At 46.8% G+C, this 16434-nt stretch carries 15 protein-coding genes; 12 read left to right on the top strand and 3 right to left on the bottom strand.

Annotation, left to right across the window (positions count from 1 at the left end; genetic code table 11):
• Window positions 1–19: 19 nt before the first annotated feature.
• Window positions 20–361 (bottom strand): hypothetical protein, encoded by a 342-nt coding sequence (locus E8L90_RS11000; RefSeq protein WP_137029425.1) that lies wholly within the window; start codon window positions 359–361, stop codon window positions 20–22.
• Window positions 345–728 carry a sigma-70 family RNA polymerase sigma factor gene (locus E8L90_RS10995; RefSeq protein WP_279633709.1) on the bottom strand — a complete coding sequence of 128 codons (384 nt, stop codon included), beginning with the start codon at window positions 726–728 and terminating at the stop codon, window positions 345–347. The genes E8L90_RS11000 and E8L90_RS10995 overlap by 17 nt, the downstream gene beginning before the upstream one ends.
• A gap of 826 nt (window positions 729–1554) precedes the next feature.
• Between E8L90_RS10995 and E8L90_RS10990 the strand changes: the two genes are divergently transcribed.
• The 5 genes from E8L90_RS10990 (at window position 1555) to E8L90_RS10970 (ending at window position 5171) form a co-directional block, all read left to right on the top strand.
• A complete protein-coding gene (locus E8L90_RS10990) occupies window positions 1555–1731 on the top strand; it encodes a DUF2759 family protein (protein ID WP_088907150.1) in 177 nt (58 codons plus the stop codon).
• Between the two features lie 110 nt (window positions 1732–1841).
• Window positions 1842–3008, top strand: a complete 1167-nt coding sequence (steA, locus tag E8L90_RS10985; RefSeq protein WP_137029423.1) for a putative cytokinetic ring protein SteA — start codon at window positions 1842–1844, stop codon at window positions 3006–3008.
• Window positions 3009–3032: 24 nt separating this feature from the next.
• The gene (locus tag E8L90_RS10980; RefSeq protein WP_137029422.1) at window positions 3033–3587 is read left to right on the top strand and encodes a copper transporter; all 555 of its coding nucleotides are present in this window, start codon (window positions 3033–3035) and stop codon (window positions 3585–3587) included.
• Window positions 3574–4266 (top strand): glycosyltransferase family 2 protein, encoded by a 693-nt coding sequence (locus E8L90_RS10975; protein ID WP_137029421.1) that lies wholly within the window; start codon window positions 3574–3576, stop codon window positions 4264–4266. Before E8L90_RS10980 ends, E8L90_RS10975 begins: the two co-directional genes overlap by 14 nt.
• Entirely contained in the window at window positions 4248–5171 is a 924-nt protein-coding gene (locus tag E8L90_RS10970) for a UDP-N-acetylmuramyl pentapeptide phosphotransferase (protein WP_244297199.1), read from the top strand. Before E8L90_RS10975 ends, E8L90_RS10970 begins: the two co-directional genes overlap by 19 nt.
• On the opposite strand, the gene E8L90_RS10965 is transcribed toward E8L90_RS10970, so the two are convergent.
• Window positions 5168–5428 (bottom strand): DUF2627 domain-containing protein, encoded by a 261-nt coding sequence (locus tag E8L90_RS10965; protein ID WP_137029419.1) that lies wholly within the window; start codon window positions 5426–5428, stop codon window positions 5168–5170. The genes E8L90_RS10970 and E8L90_RS10965 overlap by 4 nt on opposite strands.
• A 215-nt stretch (window positions 5429–5643) precedes the next feature.
• On the opposite strand from E8L90_RS10965, the gene E8L90_RS10960 reads away from it, so the two are divergent.
• From E8L90_RS10960 to E8L90_RS10930, 7 genes are all read left to right on the top strand, one after another.
• Window positions 5644–7713 carry a sigma 54-interacting transcriptional regulator gene (locus tag E8L90_RS10960; protein ID WP_137029418.1) on the top strand — a complete coding sequence of 690 codons (2070 nt, stop codon included), beginning with the start codon at window positions 5644–5646 and terminating at the stop codon, window positions 7711–7713.
• A 233-nt stretch (window positions 7714–7946) separates the two neighbouring features.
• Complete coding sequence (locus E8L90_RS10955) at window positions 7947–9038, top strand: Glu/Leu/Phe/Val dehydrogenase dimerization domain-containing protein (RefSeq protein WP_137029417.1); 1092 nt, start codon at window positions 7947–7949, stop codon at window positions 9036–9038.
• Between the two features lie 140 nt (window positions 9039–9178).
• Window positions 9179–10600 carry a dihydrolipoyl dehydrogenase gene (lpdA, locus tag E8L90_RS10950; protein ID WP_137029416.1) on the top strand — a complete coding sequence of 474 codons (1422 nt, stop codon included), beginning with the start codon at window positions 9179–9181 and terminating at the stop codon, window positions 10598–10600.
• A gap of 17 nt (window positions 10601–10617) precedes the next feature.
• On the top strand, window positions 10618–11610 hold the full coding sequence (locus E8L90_RS10945) for a thiamine pyrophosphate-dependent dehydrogenase E1 component subunit alpha (protein WP_137029415.1): 993 nt from the start codon (window positions 10618–10620) through the stop codon (window positions 11608–11610).
• Window positions 11611–11623: 13 nt separating this feature from the next.
• A complete protein-coding gene (locus E8L90_RS10940) occupies window positions 11624–12607 on the top strand; it encodes an alpha-ketoacid dehydrogenase subunit beta (protein WP_007720847.1) in 984 nt (327 codons plus the stop codon).
• A gap of 20 nt (window positions 12608–12627) precedes the next feature.
• Window positions 12628–13965, top strand: coding sequence for a dihydrolipoamide acetyltransferase family protein (locus tag E8L90_RS10935; protein ID WP_137029414.1), 1338 nt, complete (start codon window positions 12628–12630; stop codon window positions 13963–13965).
• Window positions 13966–14201: 236 nt separating this feature from the next.
• Window positions 14202–16337 carry a copper amine oxidase N-terminal domain-containing protein gene (locus E8L90_RS10930; RefSeq protein WP_137029413.1) on the top strand — a complete coding sequence of 712 codons (2136 nt, stop codon included), beginning with the start codon at window positions 14202–14204 and terminating at the stop codon, window positions 16335–16337.
• Window positions 16338–16434 lie beyond the last annotated feature (97 nt).

Genomic DNA, 16434 nt, shown 5'->3' with positions numbered 1-16434 from the left:
CAATCAATCCTCTCTAATTTTAGTAGTTAAAAACAATTGGCTTAGTTATTTCTGAGATTTCTTCGTCCCAAAAACGTTGAACAGGAAGAAGAACTTGCATTTCAGGGAGAGAAACATGGATATCATAATGGTGCTTGAGTAACTTGACCCATACTTCGGCTTGGTATCCATCATGTCGGTATCCTCCTATGAAGAATGATGGAATCAAAGTTAATTTGAGTCTTCTAAAATCTTTTAATGCTTCTGGGTTTCTAATTATGTTTCTCTCCACATGAGGCACTTTGTAATGTTTGAATAGACACAAAACTTGAAAAGCAATAGTTGAGAACTCGTCAGTAAATACTTCAACGACTTGACTCATAATTTTTCCACTCTCTTAGACATTTGTCATTTTGCAATCTTTTTAATGCTGCTTTTTTGATCTTATTTACGGCAGGCTGAGAAATTTTTAATTGCTCACTGACTTCATGTTCGGTATAGCCATTTAAAACAATAGTTCGAATTACATAAAACTGTTTAGGGGATAACCTTGATAATGCATCCCGTAGAGAAATGGATAGATCATTTTCAAGCGGCTCTTGTAAAGGTAGTAATTCTACCAATTCTACAGAGGCATCATCGCTCAATGGGGCATTAAGGATTAATTCCTCATGGCGTCTAATCTTACATTGTTTCTTAGATAGCCTATACATTTCGTGTTGCAGACCCTTTAAAAACCATGATGCTATTCTTGCATTTTCTATAAAAGCTTCTTCTTTAATACTAGTGTGAAATTTGTATCATCTCCTTTTCCTGCCGACACCATGTATAGAGAAAAATGGCAGAGAATATATAACCTGTTTTAGAAAAAAAGGAGATTATCCCAAGTTACATCATAGAGAATAAAAAAACGGTCGAAATAAAGCCTATTCCGTAGAAAATGTCGAAATGAACTGGAGATCCATTATTCAATACATGACTTGGTAAAAGTGAAGGGAAGATTATTCAATGGGGATAGTAAAATCAAGGGAAGGATATAAAAAGAAAAAGTGGAAAGAGGGCAGATAGGAAGCTGCTAGAGGAACTAAAGAAGAAGCATGAATAAATTAATGGAGGGGGAAATGAAATTGAATGATTCGATTTGAATTAGGGTGGTGAAGTATGTCATTAAGAAATGAACTACATAAGACCTTATGGGTGATTGAAGATGTAAAACATGTTTCCCCTAATTATTTTGCAGAAGCAGAATGCTTTATCTATCTACAGTCTCAACAATAGCCTGTGAAAGGGCGCAGTTAATGCTGAAAAGTTGTTTGTCCTGTTCATGTATCAATACTGAAAGAGATTAGAGGGAACTGGTTGATAGCGTTTGCAAATCCCATTAAAGAAGGATTTCATTAGAGAATAAAATTTATAAATGGATAGGCAGCGCAACTTGTGGCACAATAAAAGGGGAAAAATTGTGAAACTTTTTGTTCACAAATTTGGATATGCTTGTCTCATAATACCGGAAGCTATATAATGGAATTGCCATTGTATTCCTGTTGCGTCATCATGGTGAAGGAGTTGTCGTTTATGAAAATCGTTTTATTTGACATCCTGATGTTTATCTTCACATTCTTTATCGCTTGGGGCTGTTTGAACTCCATCAAAGCGAAAAACACATTTGCAATCTTATTTGGCTTTGTATCTTTGGTGGTTTTTCTGTTCGCAGATGGTTTGATCATTTACTACCTGGCCAAGGGTGCGTAGATTAAACTGAAAACGCTTCGCTTAAAAGAGGTTGTGCATTTGATGCACAGCTTCTTTTTTTTGCATGTGGGTAGGAAATATTTAGCATACTAAAGGCGGAGGTGGAATACGTGGGCAAACGAAAAGGTTCTGGAGCACATTCATACACGGCTGTCGTAGCAGCTGATCTCAAGACGAAGCAGTTGTGCAAACGTCTCCACTCCCATCATATCGCCATCATTGATCATCCAGACGTTGATGAGATAGCAGCACAGTCCTTGCTGGAAAGAGGGGTAAAAGTCGTCCTCAACCTTTCGCCATTCATGACGGGGCAATACCCAGCTGAAGGGGCTCGCCAACTTTTAACAAACGGTGTCACACTCTATGAGGTACTGGATGTAGATGTGTCGGATTCGTTCATGGAATGGATCGAGGGTAAGTATGCAACGATACGTGAAGGAAATCTGTACATCCTATTGGAAGAGAAGTGGGTACATGTATGTAGGTTGCAGCAGGTGACGGTTCCCTCTATTTTGAACCGATGGCATGAAGCGCAAGATAAGTTGGATGACACACTCTCTTCGTTTATCGACAACACACTTTTGTACGCCAGCAAGGAAAAAGACCTATTTTTAAAGCCACTTTGCCATGTGCAATTACATACGAAAATGGAACAGCGACATGTCGTAGTCGTCGTTCGCGGGAAACATTATAGAGAGGACTTACTGACGCTATCTTCCTATATTCGGGAATATCGTCCTGTTTTGATCGGGGTCGATGGCGGTGCAGATGCCCTCATGGAAGCAGGGTATCGTCCAGACCTGATTGTGGGAGATATGGATAGCGTCTCGGACAAAGCACTCCAAAGCGGAGCGGAGATCGTCGTCCATGCTTTCATGGATGGGACAGCACCTGGAACGACTCGCGTAAAAGCCCTCGGTTTACCTTGTCATATTTTGGCAGCGCCTGGTACAAGCGAAGATGTGGCGATGCTGTTAGCGTACGAAAAGGAGGCTGAACTGATCGTCACGATCGGTGCCCATACAAATATGATTGATTTTCTGGAAAAAGGCCGCAAAGGTATGGCGAGCACGTTATTGGTCCGCACGAAGATCGGGACAAAGCTAATTGATGCCAAAGGAGTCAGTCATCTCTATCGGCCGAGCGAGTCATGGAAGCTGTGGGGGTGGTGTATAGTTGCGATGCTCCTGCCTGTTTCAGCCGCGCTCGTCATCAATCCGATCACCCGTCATGCTGTACAGATGATTTGGACCAGTTGGCGGACTTGGACTTTATGAACAACGCACTTCATGGAGGTAGACATGATACCATTCCGCTATCATTTGATTTCACTGGCTGCCATATTTGTCGCACTTGGGGTAGGTATCTTGTTAGGAGGGACGGCAGGCCATTCATGGATAACACAAGGAACAAAAGGCATTCTTTCCAATATGGAAGCAAAGTACGATCGCGCTCTCAAAAGCAACCATGAATTAAGGCAGCAAATGAGTCGATTACTCAAGGAAGTGGCGCGCAGCAACCAAGAAGTCGTCCAACTCATGAGCATACGCTATGTGGATGAACTCGCAGGAAGTAAGGTGTATGTTTGGCAAGAGGATGGAAACGTTGCTGAACAGATTATGCACCTGATGCATTCAGTAGGTATGGAAGTGGTTTCGTATCGCGAGGGAAATAAGTGCGAAGACGGGGTGCTTTTAGTGGTAGCAAGACAAGCACCGGTTTGGCTACGGGAAAAACAGGTGAATTCCTGGATACAGGTCGTAGATGTGCCTGACTCTCCTGCAAAACAATGGGCACTTTTGGAGCAAATGCAAAATAGGTTGGCGGAGAGGAAGGGCTCGCGTGAAAAAAGTTAGCGTCGTCATCCCAGCGTTCAACGAACAGGCTTCCATTGGTGATACACTCCGTGCCATTCGTGAACGCTTTTTTTGTGATGAACTGATCGTCGTTGATGATGGCAGTCAAGATGAGACGGCACACATCGCAAGCAAGTGGGCGGATAGGGTGATTCGAGCGCCGCGCAATCAAGGGAAAGGTGCAGCTGTTCAATTGGGCTGGAAGTGCGCCGGTGGGGATGTGATCATGCTTCTCGACGGTGATTTGCGAGACAGCGCAGAAGAAGCCGTATATTTGCTTGCGCCGGTACTACAAGATGTCTGTGATATGGCGGTAGCTGTTCTGCCACCTCCAACAGAGAAAGCAGGTTTCGGATTAGCAAGAGGCTTGGCCCATCATGGCATCCGGATGTTGACAGGCTTTGAAGCAAAAGCCCCTTTATCGGGACAACGGGCAATACGTCGCGAGCTTCTTGACCGATTGGGGAGCCAGGATAAGGGATTTGGCATAGAGGTGGGGCTCACTGTCGATGCTTTGCGGGCAGGGTATCGTGTAGCAGAGGTCCCTGTCTTTTTTTCGCATCGTGAAACGAAAAACGATTGGGCAGGCTTCTGTCATCGCGGGAAAGAGTTTGTCGCGATTAGCCGTACGCTATGCCGGAAATGGTGGGAGGGGAAAGAGTGGAAACGAAAATCCTAATGCTCATGGTGATTTTCGCGGTCGTTTTTCCTCTGGTGCTTAACCGCCCACTGCATAAAATTGGCGCACAAAAGCTCAAAGCCTTGGGAATGAATCGATTCAATTACGATGGAGAGCCAGTTCTGACAGCAGGGGGGCTCATCCTCGTATGTTCAAGCGCTATAACTGGGATTGTACTGATCGGACTACTTTTGCTCAGAGGGGTCAATAGCGAGCTTCTCCTGCACGGTTTCTTATTTCTAACAGGTATGATCACGATGGCCTTTTGGGGATGGCATGATGATCGCGCATCAGATCGGGATGCAAAAGGCTTTCGTGGACATTTCGGCGTGTTATGGCGAGAGAGGCGAATGACCAGTGGGATGTGGAAGTTAATTGGAGGGACAAGCACGGCATTTTGTCTCACCCTATCACTTTCGAACACGTTGTGGGCAGGGTTTGTTGCCTTTGGTTTGCTTGCGCTCTGCCCTAATATCATTAACTTGTTTGATTTGCGGCCTGGACGAGCGATTAAAGTATTTTGGTGCCTGACAGCACTGGCTGGAGCTTTTGGCCTATGGACAATAGGAGCCAGTGCAGCGATGGCAAACTGGATTTTTTTGATCCCTGTCTTCATGGCAAGCATGTTCATGTTTCCCCATGACGTTGGCGGCAAAATTATGCTCGGAGATACAGGGGCGAATGCCTTGGGTTTTGCAGCAGGCTTTTCCTTTGTCATCGGGACACCGATTTATATACAGGTGAGTATGCTCGTGCTTTTCCTGTGTCTTCAGGTTGCGGCAGAATTTTGTTCGTTTTCCCGCGTCATCGAACAGGTCGGTTGGCTTCGTCGACTCGATCAATGGGGGAGGGCTACAGAAGCTGAAAATAAAAAAAACCAGACTGGCTCGTCCGGTTTGGTCTAGTCCTCGTCATCAGGTTCAGGAACCATGAAACGGGGTTGTACGCGATTTTTTTTGCGCTCGTGATGGAGAATAAAGCCTGCAATAAACCATACAGGGATGGCGAAAGCCAGTATACCTAAAATGAGTTTTCCCCACAAAAATCCAACCTCCAAAGAGGCCGAATAGAAGAATGCGTCACGGATTAGTTTGATTCCGTACATGGCGATTGCCGCCGGGATTACCATAATTAAGAGTGCAATGATTTTCTGAAAAACCAAGGGTTTTCACCCCTTTCTCGAATGCGTAAACGACTACAACAACTACAGTACGGTCTTTTCATCATATCGGATGCGAACAGCCTTGTCCACCGTACCTATTGCACACGAACGAGCGCACGTTAGGGAAGAACGCCTGTCCATCAACGGTTTGTTGGAGTACAATGGTTACGAGTAAGAACGTAAAGAGGTTGTTCAAAAAGTGAGGGGTCTCTCGCATGCACAAGCTGCTCATCGTTGGTGCGGGACGTGGTGGAACAGCACTCCTGCGGATGCTAAACCAAATGGACCGATTACAAGTCGTTGCTGTCGTCGATCAACGGCCGGACGCCCCAGGCATACTGCTTGCCCAATCATTGGGGATTCCCGTCGATGAGGATTATCGTCCTTATTTGGATGAGGATCTGGATGTCATTTTAGAAGCTACTGGGGACCTGGGGGAGTATGAGCACCTCAGGCAATTAAAGAAAGATAAGACAGTGCTCATCCCAGGAACGTTTACAAGAATCGTCATGAAATTGATTCGGGAACGCGATAAGCTGATTGCAGTCTTGATGCAAAATCAGCGGGAGCGGGAAACGATGCTGAACTCCACGCATGACGCGATTATCGGAGTCAATCGCCAAGGAATTATTACGTTGTTCAACAAAGCCGCAGAGCGATTGATGGGCATCGAGGCGAGTGAAGTGCTGGATACAAAAGTTTCGGAGCGTATACCGAACACTCGGTTACATATTGTACTAAAGACAGGCTCTCCCGAATTGAATCAGGAGCAAGTTTTGCCGAATCAGACCCGGATTATTACAAACCGTGTGCCTGTTCGCAATGATCGAGGAGAAGTTGTCGGAGCTGTTGCCATTTTCCGTGATATTACAGAAATCATGGCGTTGGCAGAAGAAGTGACGAACTTGAAAGATTTGCAGAGCATGCTGCAAGCGATTATTCAATCATCGGACGAAGCGATATCAGTCGTTGACCAATACGGGAATGGACTTTTGATCAATAAGGCCTACACAAGGCTTACGGGCTATTCGCAAGACGACATTATCGGAAAACCAGCGACGGTAGACATTTCCGAAGGCGATAGTATGCACATGCAAGTCCTGAAAACGAAGAAGGCAGTGAGAGGCGTCCCCATGAAATTGGGACCAAAGCGCAAGGACGTGGTGGTCAATGTTGCACCTGTTGTGGTCGATGGGGAGCTGAAAGGAAGCGTTGGCGTCATTCACGATGTCTCCGAATTCAAGCGCCTGTCAGAAGAGCTGGAGAAAGCTCGTCGCATTATCCGCAATCTGGAGGCAAAATATAGCTTTGCAGACATCATCGGCTATAGCGAGCCCATGCAGCAAGCGATCGAGCAGGCCAAAAAAGCGGCGTCAACACCCGCAACGGTTCTTCTTCGTGGGGAATCGGGAACGGGGAAAGAACTGTTTGCCCACGCCATACATAATGCAAGTGAACGAAAATACAACCAATTCATCCGGGTCAATTGTGCAGCGATCTCAGAGAGCCTCTTGGAGAGTGAGCTTTTCGGTTATGAGGAAGGCGCGTTTACGGGTGCGCGTCGAGGAGGAAAGCGGGGGCTGTTTGAGGAAGCGAGCGGAGGAACAATCTTTTTGGACGAGATCGGCGAGCTGTCCATGAGCATGCAGGTCATGCTTTTGCGCGTCCTGCAGGAGCGAGAGGTTGTACGAGTGGGTGGAACGAAGCCGATCAACATCGATGTTCGCGTCATTGCGGCTACCCATGTGAATCTGGAGGCTGCGATTGGAGCGGGACGTTTCCGTGAAGACCTGTTCTATCGTCTCCACGTCGTACCGATTCATATCCCCCCACTCAGACAGCGCTTGGAAGATATTAAGCCGATTGCTATGCACCTGCTACGAAAAGCCAATCTGGAGTACGGTAGAAATGTAGAAGAGCTGCAGGAAGAAACATTGCAGATGCTTCTGTCCTATCACTGGCCAGGCAATGTGCGCGAGCTAGAGAATGTATTGGGCAGAGCGATGATTCATATGCGGATCAACGAGCGAATCATTATGCCGGAGCATTTACCCCCACTGGAAAGACGAATCGTTTCGACCAAAAAGGAAGAGACCCAGCACGAGAGTTCCACTGGTACCACGTTAAAAGAAGCTGTGGAAAAGGCAGAACGTCAGCACATATTGCGGGAACTGGCAGCAGCCAAAGGCAATCGCACCCTTGCAGCCAAACGCCTCGGAATCGCGATACGCAGTTTGTACTACAAGATGGAAAAATTGGGCATCATGGATGTGCAGGAAGAGTAAAAAAGTGACCGTGCAAATAATTGCACGCAAAACTTTGCGCGTATATGCAAAAAAATGCAGACTTGACGTAGGGACACCCATTCCGCGTTCTTGTAAATAAAGCGCTTTCATGAGTTTGTTTTTATTGGCATGACTTTTGCATATACCTCTTGGCGGGAAATTCTCCAAATGGAGCCCACTGTTACGCCAGCTTACTTAAGCGGAAAACGAAAGATACTAGGGAGGTTTCTTCAGTGAACATCTTTGACTACATGCAAAAGTACGATTACGAGCAATTGGTATTTTGCCAAGACGAAAATTCCGGTTTGAAAGCAATCATTTGCATTCACGATACGACATTAGGACCAGCACTCGGCGGTACGCGCATGTGGCCGTATAAAACAGAAGAAGAGGCGATTGTGGACGTACTGCGTCTCGGTCGTGGGATGACTTACAAAAACGCAGCAGCAGGACTGAACATCGGTGGTGGTAAAGCAGTTATCATCGGTGATCCACGCGAGCATAAGAGCGAAGAGCTGTTCCGTGCTTTCGGCCGCTATATTCAAGGACTGAATGGACGTTACATCACAGCTGAGGATGTAGGAACAACGGTAGCAGACATGGATACGATCCACTTGGAAACAGAATTCGTCACAGGAGTTTCTCCTGCATTTGGTTCCAGCGGCAATCCATCCCCTGTCACAGCTTACGGTGTCTACCGTGGAATGAAAGCTGCTGCTAAATTGGCGTTTGGTTCCGACTCTCTCTCCGGACGAGTGATTGCTGTACAAGGTGTAGGAAACGTAGCGTACAATCTGTGCCGCCATCTGCATGAAGAAGGTGCGCATTTGATCGTAACGGATATCAATCAAGAAAACGTAGATCGCGCAGTGAACGATTTCGGTGCTAAAGCCGTAGGCGTTAACGAGATCTTTGGCGTAGAGTGCGATATCTTCTCTCCTTGCGCATTGGGTGCGATCATCAACGATGACACCATTCCACTCTTCAAAGCAAAAGTGATTGCAGGGGCAGCTAATAACCAGCTGAAAGAAGAGAGACACGGCGACCAAATTCACGAAATGGGTCTGATCTACGCACCTGACTACGTGATCAATGCTGGTGGTGTAATCAATGTGGCAGATGAGCTGCAAGGCTACAACCGCGAGCGTGCACTGAAAAAAGTAGAAACAATCTATGACAGCATCCTGAAAATTTATGAAATCGCTGAACGTGATGGCATGGCTTCCTACAAAGCTGCTGACCGCATGGCGGAAGAGCGCATTGCAAGTGTTGCTAGATCACGTAATACTTTCCTGCAAAACGGCAAGACTGTTTACAAGCGCTAATCTCTTTTCTTCCATAAAGTTCATACTCCTGACCGCCGCTCTTCTAGGAGGGCGGTCAGGGATACATAAAACGTTTTCTTTGAATATTCATATTCTCGTAAATACGCAGGTTAGCTTTCTGAATGAAAGGAGAGATCGTGGTGTCTCAAGAGTTTGATTTAGTCGTCCTCGGGGGAGGTACCGGCGGTTATGTAGCGGCAATCCGCGCTTCCCAATTGGGAATGAAGGTAGCAATCGTGGAAAAAGAAAAGCTCGGTGGTACTTGCTTGCACCGTGGTTGCATCCCATCCAAAGCGTTATTGCGCAGTGCAGAAGTATTCTCCACCCTGAAGGAAGCTGACAAATACGGAGTCTCGGCAGGTACTGTAGGCTATGACTTCACAAAAATACAAGAGCGTAAGCAAGGCATTATCGACCAACTTCACAAAGGGATTCAGTACTTGATGAAAAAAGGCAGCATTACTGTCTTTGAAGGCTTTGGAAGAGTCATGGGGCCTTCCATTTTTTCTCCGCAGGCAGGTGCTGTGCGCATTGAAAAGGAAAACGGGGACCAAGAAATGATCGTTCCTCGATTCCTTTTGCTGGCAACAGGTTCACGTCCGCGCACACTTCCCGGTTTGGTCATCGACGGATCTTATGTGGTAACAAGCGATGAAGCGTTGCAGTGGGAGCAGTTGCCTGCTTCTGTTGTCATCGTTGGTGGCGGTGTCATCGGGATTGAGTGGGCTTCTATGCTCAATGATTTCGGTGTAGAAGTAACTGTAGTGGAGTACGCCGACCGTATTTTGCCGTTTGAGGATGAAGAAGTGAGCAAGGAATTGGCTCGCCTGTTGAAAAAGCGGAAAGTCAACATCGTGACGGGAGCAAAGGTGTTGCCTGAATCGTTGGAAAAAGGGGAAGGCAAAGTCTCTATTCAGGCGGAAGTCAAGGATGGAGTCCAAACCTTCGAAGCCGAAAAGGTACTCGTATCTGTAGGGCGCCAAGCCAATGTAGAAAACATTGGTTTGGAAGCAACAGAAATCAAAGTCGAGCGTGGCGTAGTCGTGGTTAATGAATTTTTCCAGACTGCAGAGCCTCATATTTATGCGATTGGTGACGTGATTGGCGGTTTGCAATTGGCACATGTGGCTTCGCATGAAGGAATACTTGCAGTAGAGCACATGGCTGGACAAAACCCGCACCCGATGGATTACACCAAGGTCCCGAAATGTACGTATAGCCGACCAGAAGTCGCAAATGTCGGACTCACTGAAAAAGAAGCAAAAGAACAAGGCTTCGATGTAAAAATCGGCAAGTTCAGCTTTAAGCCGCTGGGCAAAGCGCTGATCCACGGTGAGAATGACGGCTTTGTGAAGTTGGTCGTTGATGCCAAGACCAATGATTTGTTAGGGGTTCACATGATTGGTACACATGTGACAGATATGATTTCCGAAGCGGGCTTGGCCCGTGTACTGGATGCGACTCCGTGGGAGATCGGTCAGACGATTCACCCGCATCCATCCTTATCCGAAGCAATCATGGAGGCAGCGCAGGCTGTCGACGGAAAAGCGATACACAATTAGCAAGGAGGGTATGAACGATGACAACCAAGCGACATGAGCAAGTGGGATTGACCGATGCACAAGTCCTTGACATGTATTATTACATGCTATTGGCCAGAAAAATTGACGAGCGCCAATGGCTGTTGAATCGTGCGGGCAAAGTACCGTTCGTGATTTCCTGCCAAGGTCAGGAAGCAGCTCAGGTGGGAGCAGCTTTTGCGATGGAAAAAGACAGAGATTTCTTGTGCCCGTACTATCGCGATCTTGGTTTGGTTCTGGTGTTTGGCCAAACAGCGCGTGATTGCATGCTGTCCGCTTTTGCGAAGGCAGAAGATCCGAATAGTGGTGGAAGACAGATGCCAGGTCACTTCGGTGGCAAAAAGTACAATATTTTGACGGGCTCAAGCCCTGTGACTACCCAAGTGCCACACGCAGTTGGTATGGCATTGGCAGGTAGAATGAAGCAAAAAGATTTTGTTGTGTATGCATCGTTTGGAGAAGGTTCCAGCAATCAGGGGGACTTCCACGAAGGTGCGAACTTTGCGGGTGTCCACAAGCTACCCGTTATCTTTTTCTGCGAAAACAACAAATACGCAATCTCTGTACCACTGAATAAGCAGTTGGCTTGTGAAAGTGTAGCAGACCGTGCGATCGGTTACGGCTTCCCTGGAATCAGTGTGGACGGAAACGATCCGATTGAAGTCTATCGTGTCATGAAAGAAGCGGTTGAACGTGCGCGCAGTGGTCAAGGGCCAACGCTGATTGAAGCCGTTATGTATCGTCTTGTTCCGCACTCCAGTGACGATGACGATCGTGTGTATCGTACGAGAGAAGAAGTGGAAGAAGCAAAGAAAAAAGACCCGTTAATTGTTTTCGCTGCCTATTTGAGAGAGATCGGGCTCTTGGACGAACATAAGGAAGCAGATATGCTTGCCCGTGTACAGCTGGAAGTGGATGAAGCCACTGAATATGCAGAAAACGCGCCATATCCAACACCAGAATCGACAATGACATACGTATACGGGGAATAAGGGGGGATCTTTTATGGCAGTCATTTCTTTTATTGATGCAATTACAATGGCGATGCGTGAAGAAATGCGTCGCGATTCCAATGTATTTATCCTCGGAGAAGACGTTGGCGTACGCGGTGGGGTTTTCCGTGCGACAAACGGATTGATTGAAGAGTTTGGCGAGGAGCGCGTGATTGATACGCCACTGGCTGAGTCCGCTATTGTCGGTGTAGGGATTGGTGCAGCAGCTTACGGTATGCGTCCAATCGCGGAGATTCAGTTTGCGGACTTTATCATGCCAGCTGTGAACCAAATTGTCAGTGAGGCGGCGAAAATGCGCTATCGTTCGAACAACGACTGGCATTGCCCGATCACGATTCGTGCCCCGTTCGGCGGTGGGGTTCACGGTGCACTATACCACTCGCAATCTGTGGAAGCGATGTTCACGAACACCCCTGGTTTAAAAGTAGTGGCACCTTCGACACCATATGATGCAAAAGGTCTTCTGAAAGCAGCCATTCGCGATGAAGATCCGGTGCTCTTTTTTGAGCACAAGCGCTGCTATCGTTTGATCAAGGGAGAAGTGCCTGAGGACGACTATGTGCTGCCGATTGGTAAAGCGGACGTCAAGCGAGAGGGTACAGACATCACAGTCATTTCCTACGGCTTGACTCTGCACTTCGCCCTGCAAGCTGCGGAAAAGCTCGCACAAGAAGGCATCAGCGCGCATGTTCTCGACTTGCGCACACTGTATCCGTTGGACAAAGAAGCGATTGTAGAAGCGGCTTCCAAGACAGGCAAAGTATTGATCGTACACGAGGATAACAAAGAAGGCGGCGTAGGCGGCGAGGTTGCTGCTATTGTAGCGGAGCATTGCCTGTTCGATTTGGATGCACCGATTAAACGTCTTTGTGGTCCAGATGTACCAGCTATGCCATATAGCCCGCCGATGGAAAAATACTTTATGCTGAACCCGGAAAAAGTATTGGAAGCAATGCGCGAGCTGGCCAACTTTTAAGGCGAGGAGGACCAAGGATCATGGCAACGAAAGTACTAATGCCCCAGCTCGGAGAGAGCGTGACAGAGGGCACCATCAGCAAATGGTTGGTCAATGTAGGCGACACGGTCAAGAAATACGATTCGCTGGCTGAAGTGACGACGGATAAAGTAAACGCAGAGGTTCCTTCTACCGTTTCAGGACGCGTTACTGAGATCGTCGTGCCTGAAGGTGAGACAGTCGCTGTCGGCACATTGATCCTCTATATAGAAGAAAGTGGTGCGGAAGGTGGAGTTGCAGCGTCTGCTAGCGTGACGGAAATTACGGCTCCACAAGCACCTGCAACCGAGCAGCCAAAGGTAGCTACTCCGGCTGTATCCATCCACCAAGCACCAGTCTCCGATGGGCCAAAGCAACGCTATTCACCTGCGGTTGTGATGCTCTCACAGCAACATGGCATTGATTTGTCCCACGTTGTAGGGACTGGAGCAGGCGGTCGCATTACCCGCAAAGATGTCCAAGCGATTATCGACGCGGGCGGCCAAAAGCCAGCTGAGACAGTAAAAGAAACAGTCGCGCAGGCTCCTGTAGCAGCGGTTGAACAAGCTACTGTCGTTTCAACACCTGCACCGGTAGCACCAGCTACGACTTCGGCTGTTTCCGTAGATATTCCGGTTGCAAGCGGTGATCAAGTTGTACCTGTAACGTCTATTCGTCGTACGATTGCAAACCGAATGGTACAGAGCAAGCATGAGGCTCCACATGCTTGGACGATGGTCGAAGTAGATGTGACCAATTTGGTTAACTTCCGCCATCAGGCAAAGGGCGAATTTGCGAAAAAAGAAGGGCTCAACCTCACGTTCCTGCCGTTCTTTATCAAAGCGGTTGTAGAAGCGTTGAAAGAGTACCCAATGATCAATTCCACATGGGCACATGACAAAATCATTGTGAAAAAGGACATCAACATCTCCATCGCAGTGGCCACGGAAGATGCTCTCTATGTTCCTGTCATCAAGCATGCTGACCAAAAATCCATTCTTGGCATAGCTAAGGCAGTCGATGACCTGGCAGCACGCACCCGTGCAGGGAAATTGACGATGGATGACATGACAGGCGGGACCTTTACGGTTAACAACACAGGCTCCTTTGGCTCTGTTTTGTCTCAGCCAATTATCAATGCTCCGCAGGCGGCAATTCTTAGTGTCGAGTCCATCGTGAAACGCCCTGTCGTCATTAACGACATGATCGCAGTTCGTTCTATGGTCAATCTGTGCATGTCCTTGGATCATCGCGTGCTGGATGGTCTCATTTGTGGGCGATTCCTGCAGAGTGTGAAACAAAAGCTTGAGAATGTAGGAGCGGGTACCAAGCTGTATTAGAATGTCGAAAAACCAGGTCAAGTAAAGACCTGGTTTTTTAAATAAAAAAAGCGCAAAAAAATTTCCAAATTGATCATTACGTATGTAACTTTTTCATCGACTACTTCGTCTTAGCAATTGTAGCCAGAAAGTCTCAAATGATATAGAAATGATTCCCACCTGATAGCATTTGTGGTAGACTGGTAGCGTCCTGCTAGAGAGTTTTCCAGATTAACGGTAAATACGGGAGGAAAAACATGGAGAAAAGTAAAAAAGCACTACCAATAGTGTTAGCATCAGCGCTGGCCGCTACACCTTTTGTTGCTGTACCGCAAGCATATGCTGTTGAAAAATTGGATGTATCAGCTGACAATGATGGTGCCGGAAAAGAAAGTGAGTATGGTATTAAATTCACGCTTGAAGAAGACCTGGAGAGCGGAGATACTATCACAGTTGAATTCGACAGTGATTTCGATGTGAATAAAAAAATCAGCAAGAAAGATATTTCCGGTATAGATGTCAAAAAAGTTGAAGTGGATGACAATGAAGTAATCATCACGGTGGATGAGGATTTTGATTCCGGAAAAAAAGTCTCGTTTACCATTAAAAAAGGAATCACAAATCCTGATGACAAGGGTACATATGAGGTAAGTGTAAAAACAGAAAATGAGAGCTCTGACGAAGACAAAGTTGATATCAAAAAAAGCAGCTCTAGCTCCAGCAGCAAGAATAGCAAGTCCAAAAACGATTACAGCGTAACGCTGAGCAGCAAAGCAGCAGGCGAAAAAGTAAGCCTCAAACTTGGAAAAATTTCTCTGAAAAGTAGCGATGAGTTGGAGACGAACTCCACAATTACCGTCACTTTCCCAGAGAAAGGCATGTTGCCTTCGAGCATTGACGAAGACGATGTAACAGTAAACGGAAAGAAAGCGAAATCCGTCAGTGTTAGCGGTAGCTCGGTAGATATCAAGATTCCGAGTGGAGCAGACGGAGATGATTACATGACACTGGAATTTGACAAAGATGCTGGCATTGAGAATCCTAGTTCCGGTGACAAATATGTTATCAAAGTGAAATACGATGGTTCGACATATGAGTCAGACGAATTCGAAATTACGAAAAACGGCTCCAGCTCAAGCAGCGCTTCCGACAGCTTTACAGTTAATCTATCTGATCCAGGTGCGGGAGCTCGTTCTAGCTACACGTTTGATGCTGACTTCGGCAACAAAGAGTTGAAAGAAGATGGAGAACTGATTCTTGAATTCCCGTCCTCCGATATGGTACCGGGCATTTTGACAGCATCAGACTTTTTGCTCAATGGGAAACCAGCGAAGAAAGCAGCTGCAATAGGGAACAGAATCGCCTTGGTTGCACCAACTGGCTTCAAAGCGACTAGCAATGTGAAGGTTGAAGTTACTTACGGTGCGTGGGTTTCGAATCCAAAATCAACTGGCAGCTACACGTTGAAGGCTACTGTTTCCGGAAGAACTTTGGAATCCAAATCCTTCAGCATCGGTGGCTCTTCGGTGAATCCGACGCCAACTAACCCAACAACTCCAGTGCCTGTACCAAATACAGGTACTAACAATAGCACCGCAACTATTGCATTGACACAAAATGCACTTGGCAAGCAGACGGGTGTGAATGTTGCAATCAAAGGATTGGGTGTTGGTCTGCAAAAGCAGCGTGATTTCGTCGAGATCGTATTCCCAGTAGGCTACAAAGTGCCGGCTTATATCGCGCCAGCTAACATCTCTGTGAATGGTGTAGGTGCGAATTTCGTCGCAGTTCGTGGACAAAACGTTCTGATTTATCCGTCTCAGGATATTCCTGCGGCAACTGTCGCTAATATTGCGATCAATCCAGCAGCGAACATCGTAAACCCTGCTGTGAAAAACACATATAGCATTAGCGTATTTACTTCCGAAGAAAGAGGTTTGTTGTTTGCGCGTGCTGTCGGCGTAGGGATGCCTTCCCCGGCTCAACCAAAGCCTGCAACGCCAACACCACAACAACCATCGACTGCTATTCCAGCAAACTCGGCTTCCTTTAAAGTGAATACAGCAAACTTCACCCTGCATGGCAAAACGTATCCTCTCTCTGTAGCCCCTTACATTGAAGGAAATACGACCATGGTTCCAGCTCAATTCTTTAAAGAAGCTCTGGCACTGACTACGCAATGGAACAATTCAAGCGTTGCTGTTATCAGTGGAACCAAAGTCGTGAAGTTTACAGTTGGGTCGAAAACAGCAAAAGTAGGCAGTACGGAAATTCAACTGCCAACACCTGTTGTCCTCAAAAACGGTATGCCAATGATTCCAATCCGTACCGTTACGGATAATCTTGGTTACAAAGTCGGCTGGGCTGCTCCAAGCGTATACGTATACAAATAAAAACAAGCTGGGATAAACGAAAAACCCCTTTCCGCTTTTCGGTCGGAAAGGGGTTTTTAATTGTTTATCATTACTCGTTTTATTGAAAGTAGAAAAA

The organism is Brevibacillus antibioticus (assembly GCF_005217615.1).
GTDB lineage: Bacteria > Bacillota > Bacilli > Brevibacillales > Brevibacillaceae > Brevibacillus > Brevibacillus antibioticus.
The sequence above is the reverse complement of the archived record's forward strand: the minus strand, read 5'-3'. Positions and strand labels throughout refer to the sequence as shown.

Bases quoted from the DNA above. Each gene is read 5' to 3' on its own strand.
- E8L90_RS11000 (WP_137029425.1), bottom strand. From the start codon at position 361: ATGAGTCAAGTCGTTGAAGTATTTACTGACGAGTTCTCAACTATTGCT.
- E8L90_RS10990 (WP_088907150.1), top strand. From the start codon at position 1,555: ATGAAAATCGTTTTATTTGACATCCTGATGTTTATCTTCACATTCTTT.
- E8L90_RS10980 (WP_137029422.1), top strand. From the start codon at position 3,033: ATGATACCATTCCGCTATCATTTGATTTCACTGGCTGCCATATTTGTC.
- E8L90_RS10960 (WP_137029418.1), top strand. From the start codon at position 5,644: ATGCACAAGCTGCTCATCGTTGGTGCGGGACGTGGTGGAACAGCACTC.
- E8L90_RS10945 (WP_137029415.1), top strand. From the start codon at position 10,618: ATGACAACCAAGCGACATGAGCAAGTGGGATTGACCGATGCACAAGTC.
- E8L90_RS10940 (WP_007720847.1), top strand. From the start codon at position 11,624: ATGGCAGTCATTTCTTTTATTGATGCAATTACAATGGCGATGCGTGAA.
- E8L90_RS10935 (WP_137029414.1), top strand. From the start codon at position 12,628: ATGGCAACGAAAGTACTAATGCCCCAGCTCGGAGAGAGCGTGACAGAG.
- E8L90_RS10930 (WP_137029413.1), top strand. From the start codon at position 14,202: ATGGAGAAAAGTAAAAAAGCACTACCAATAGTGTTAGCATCAGCGCTG.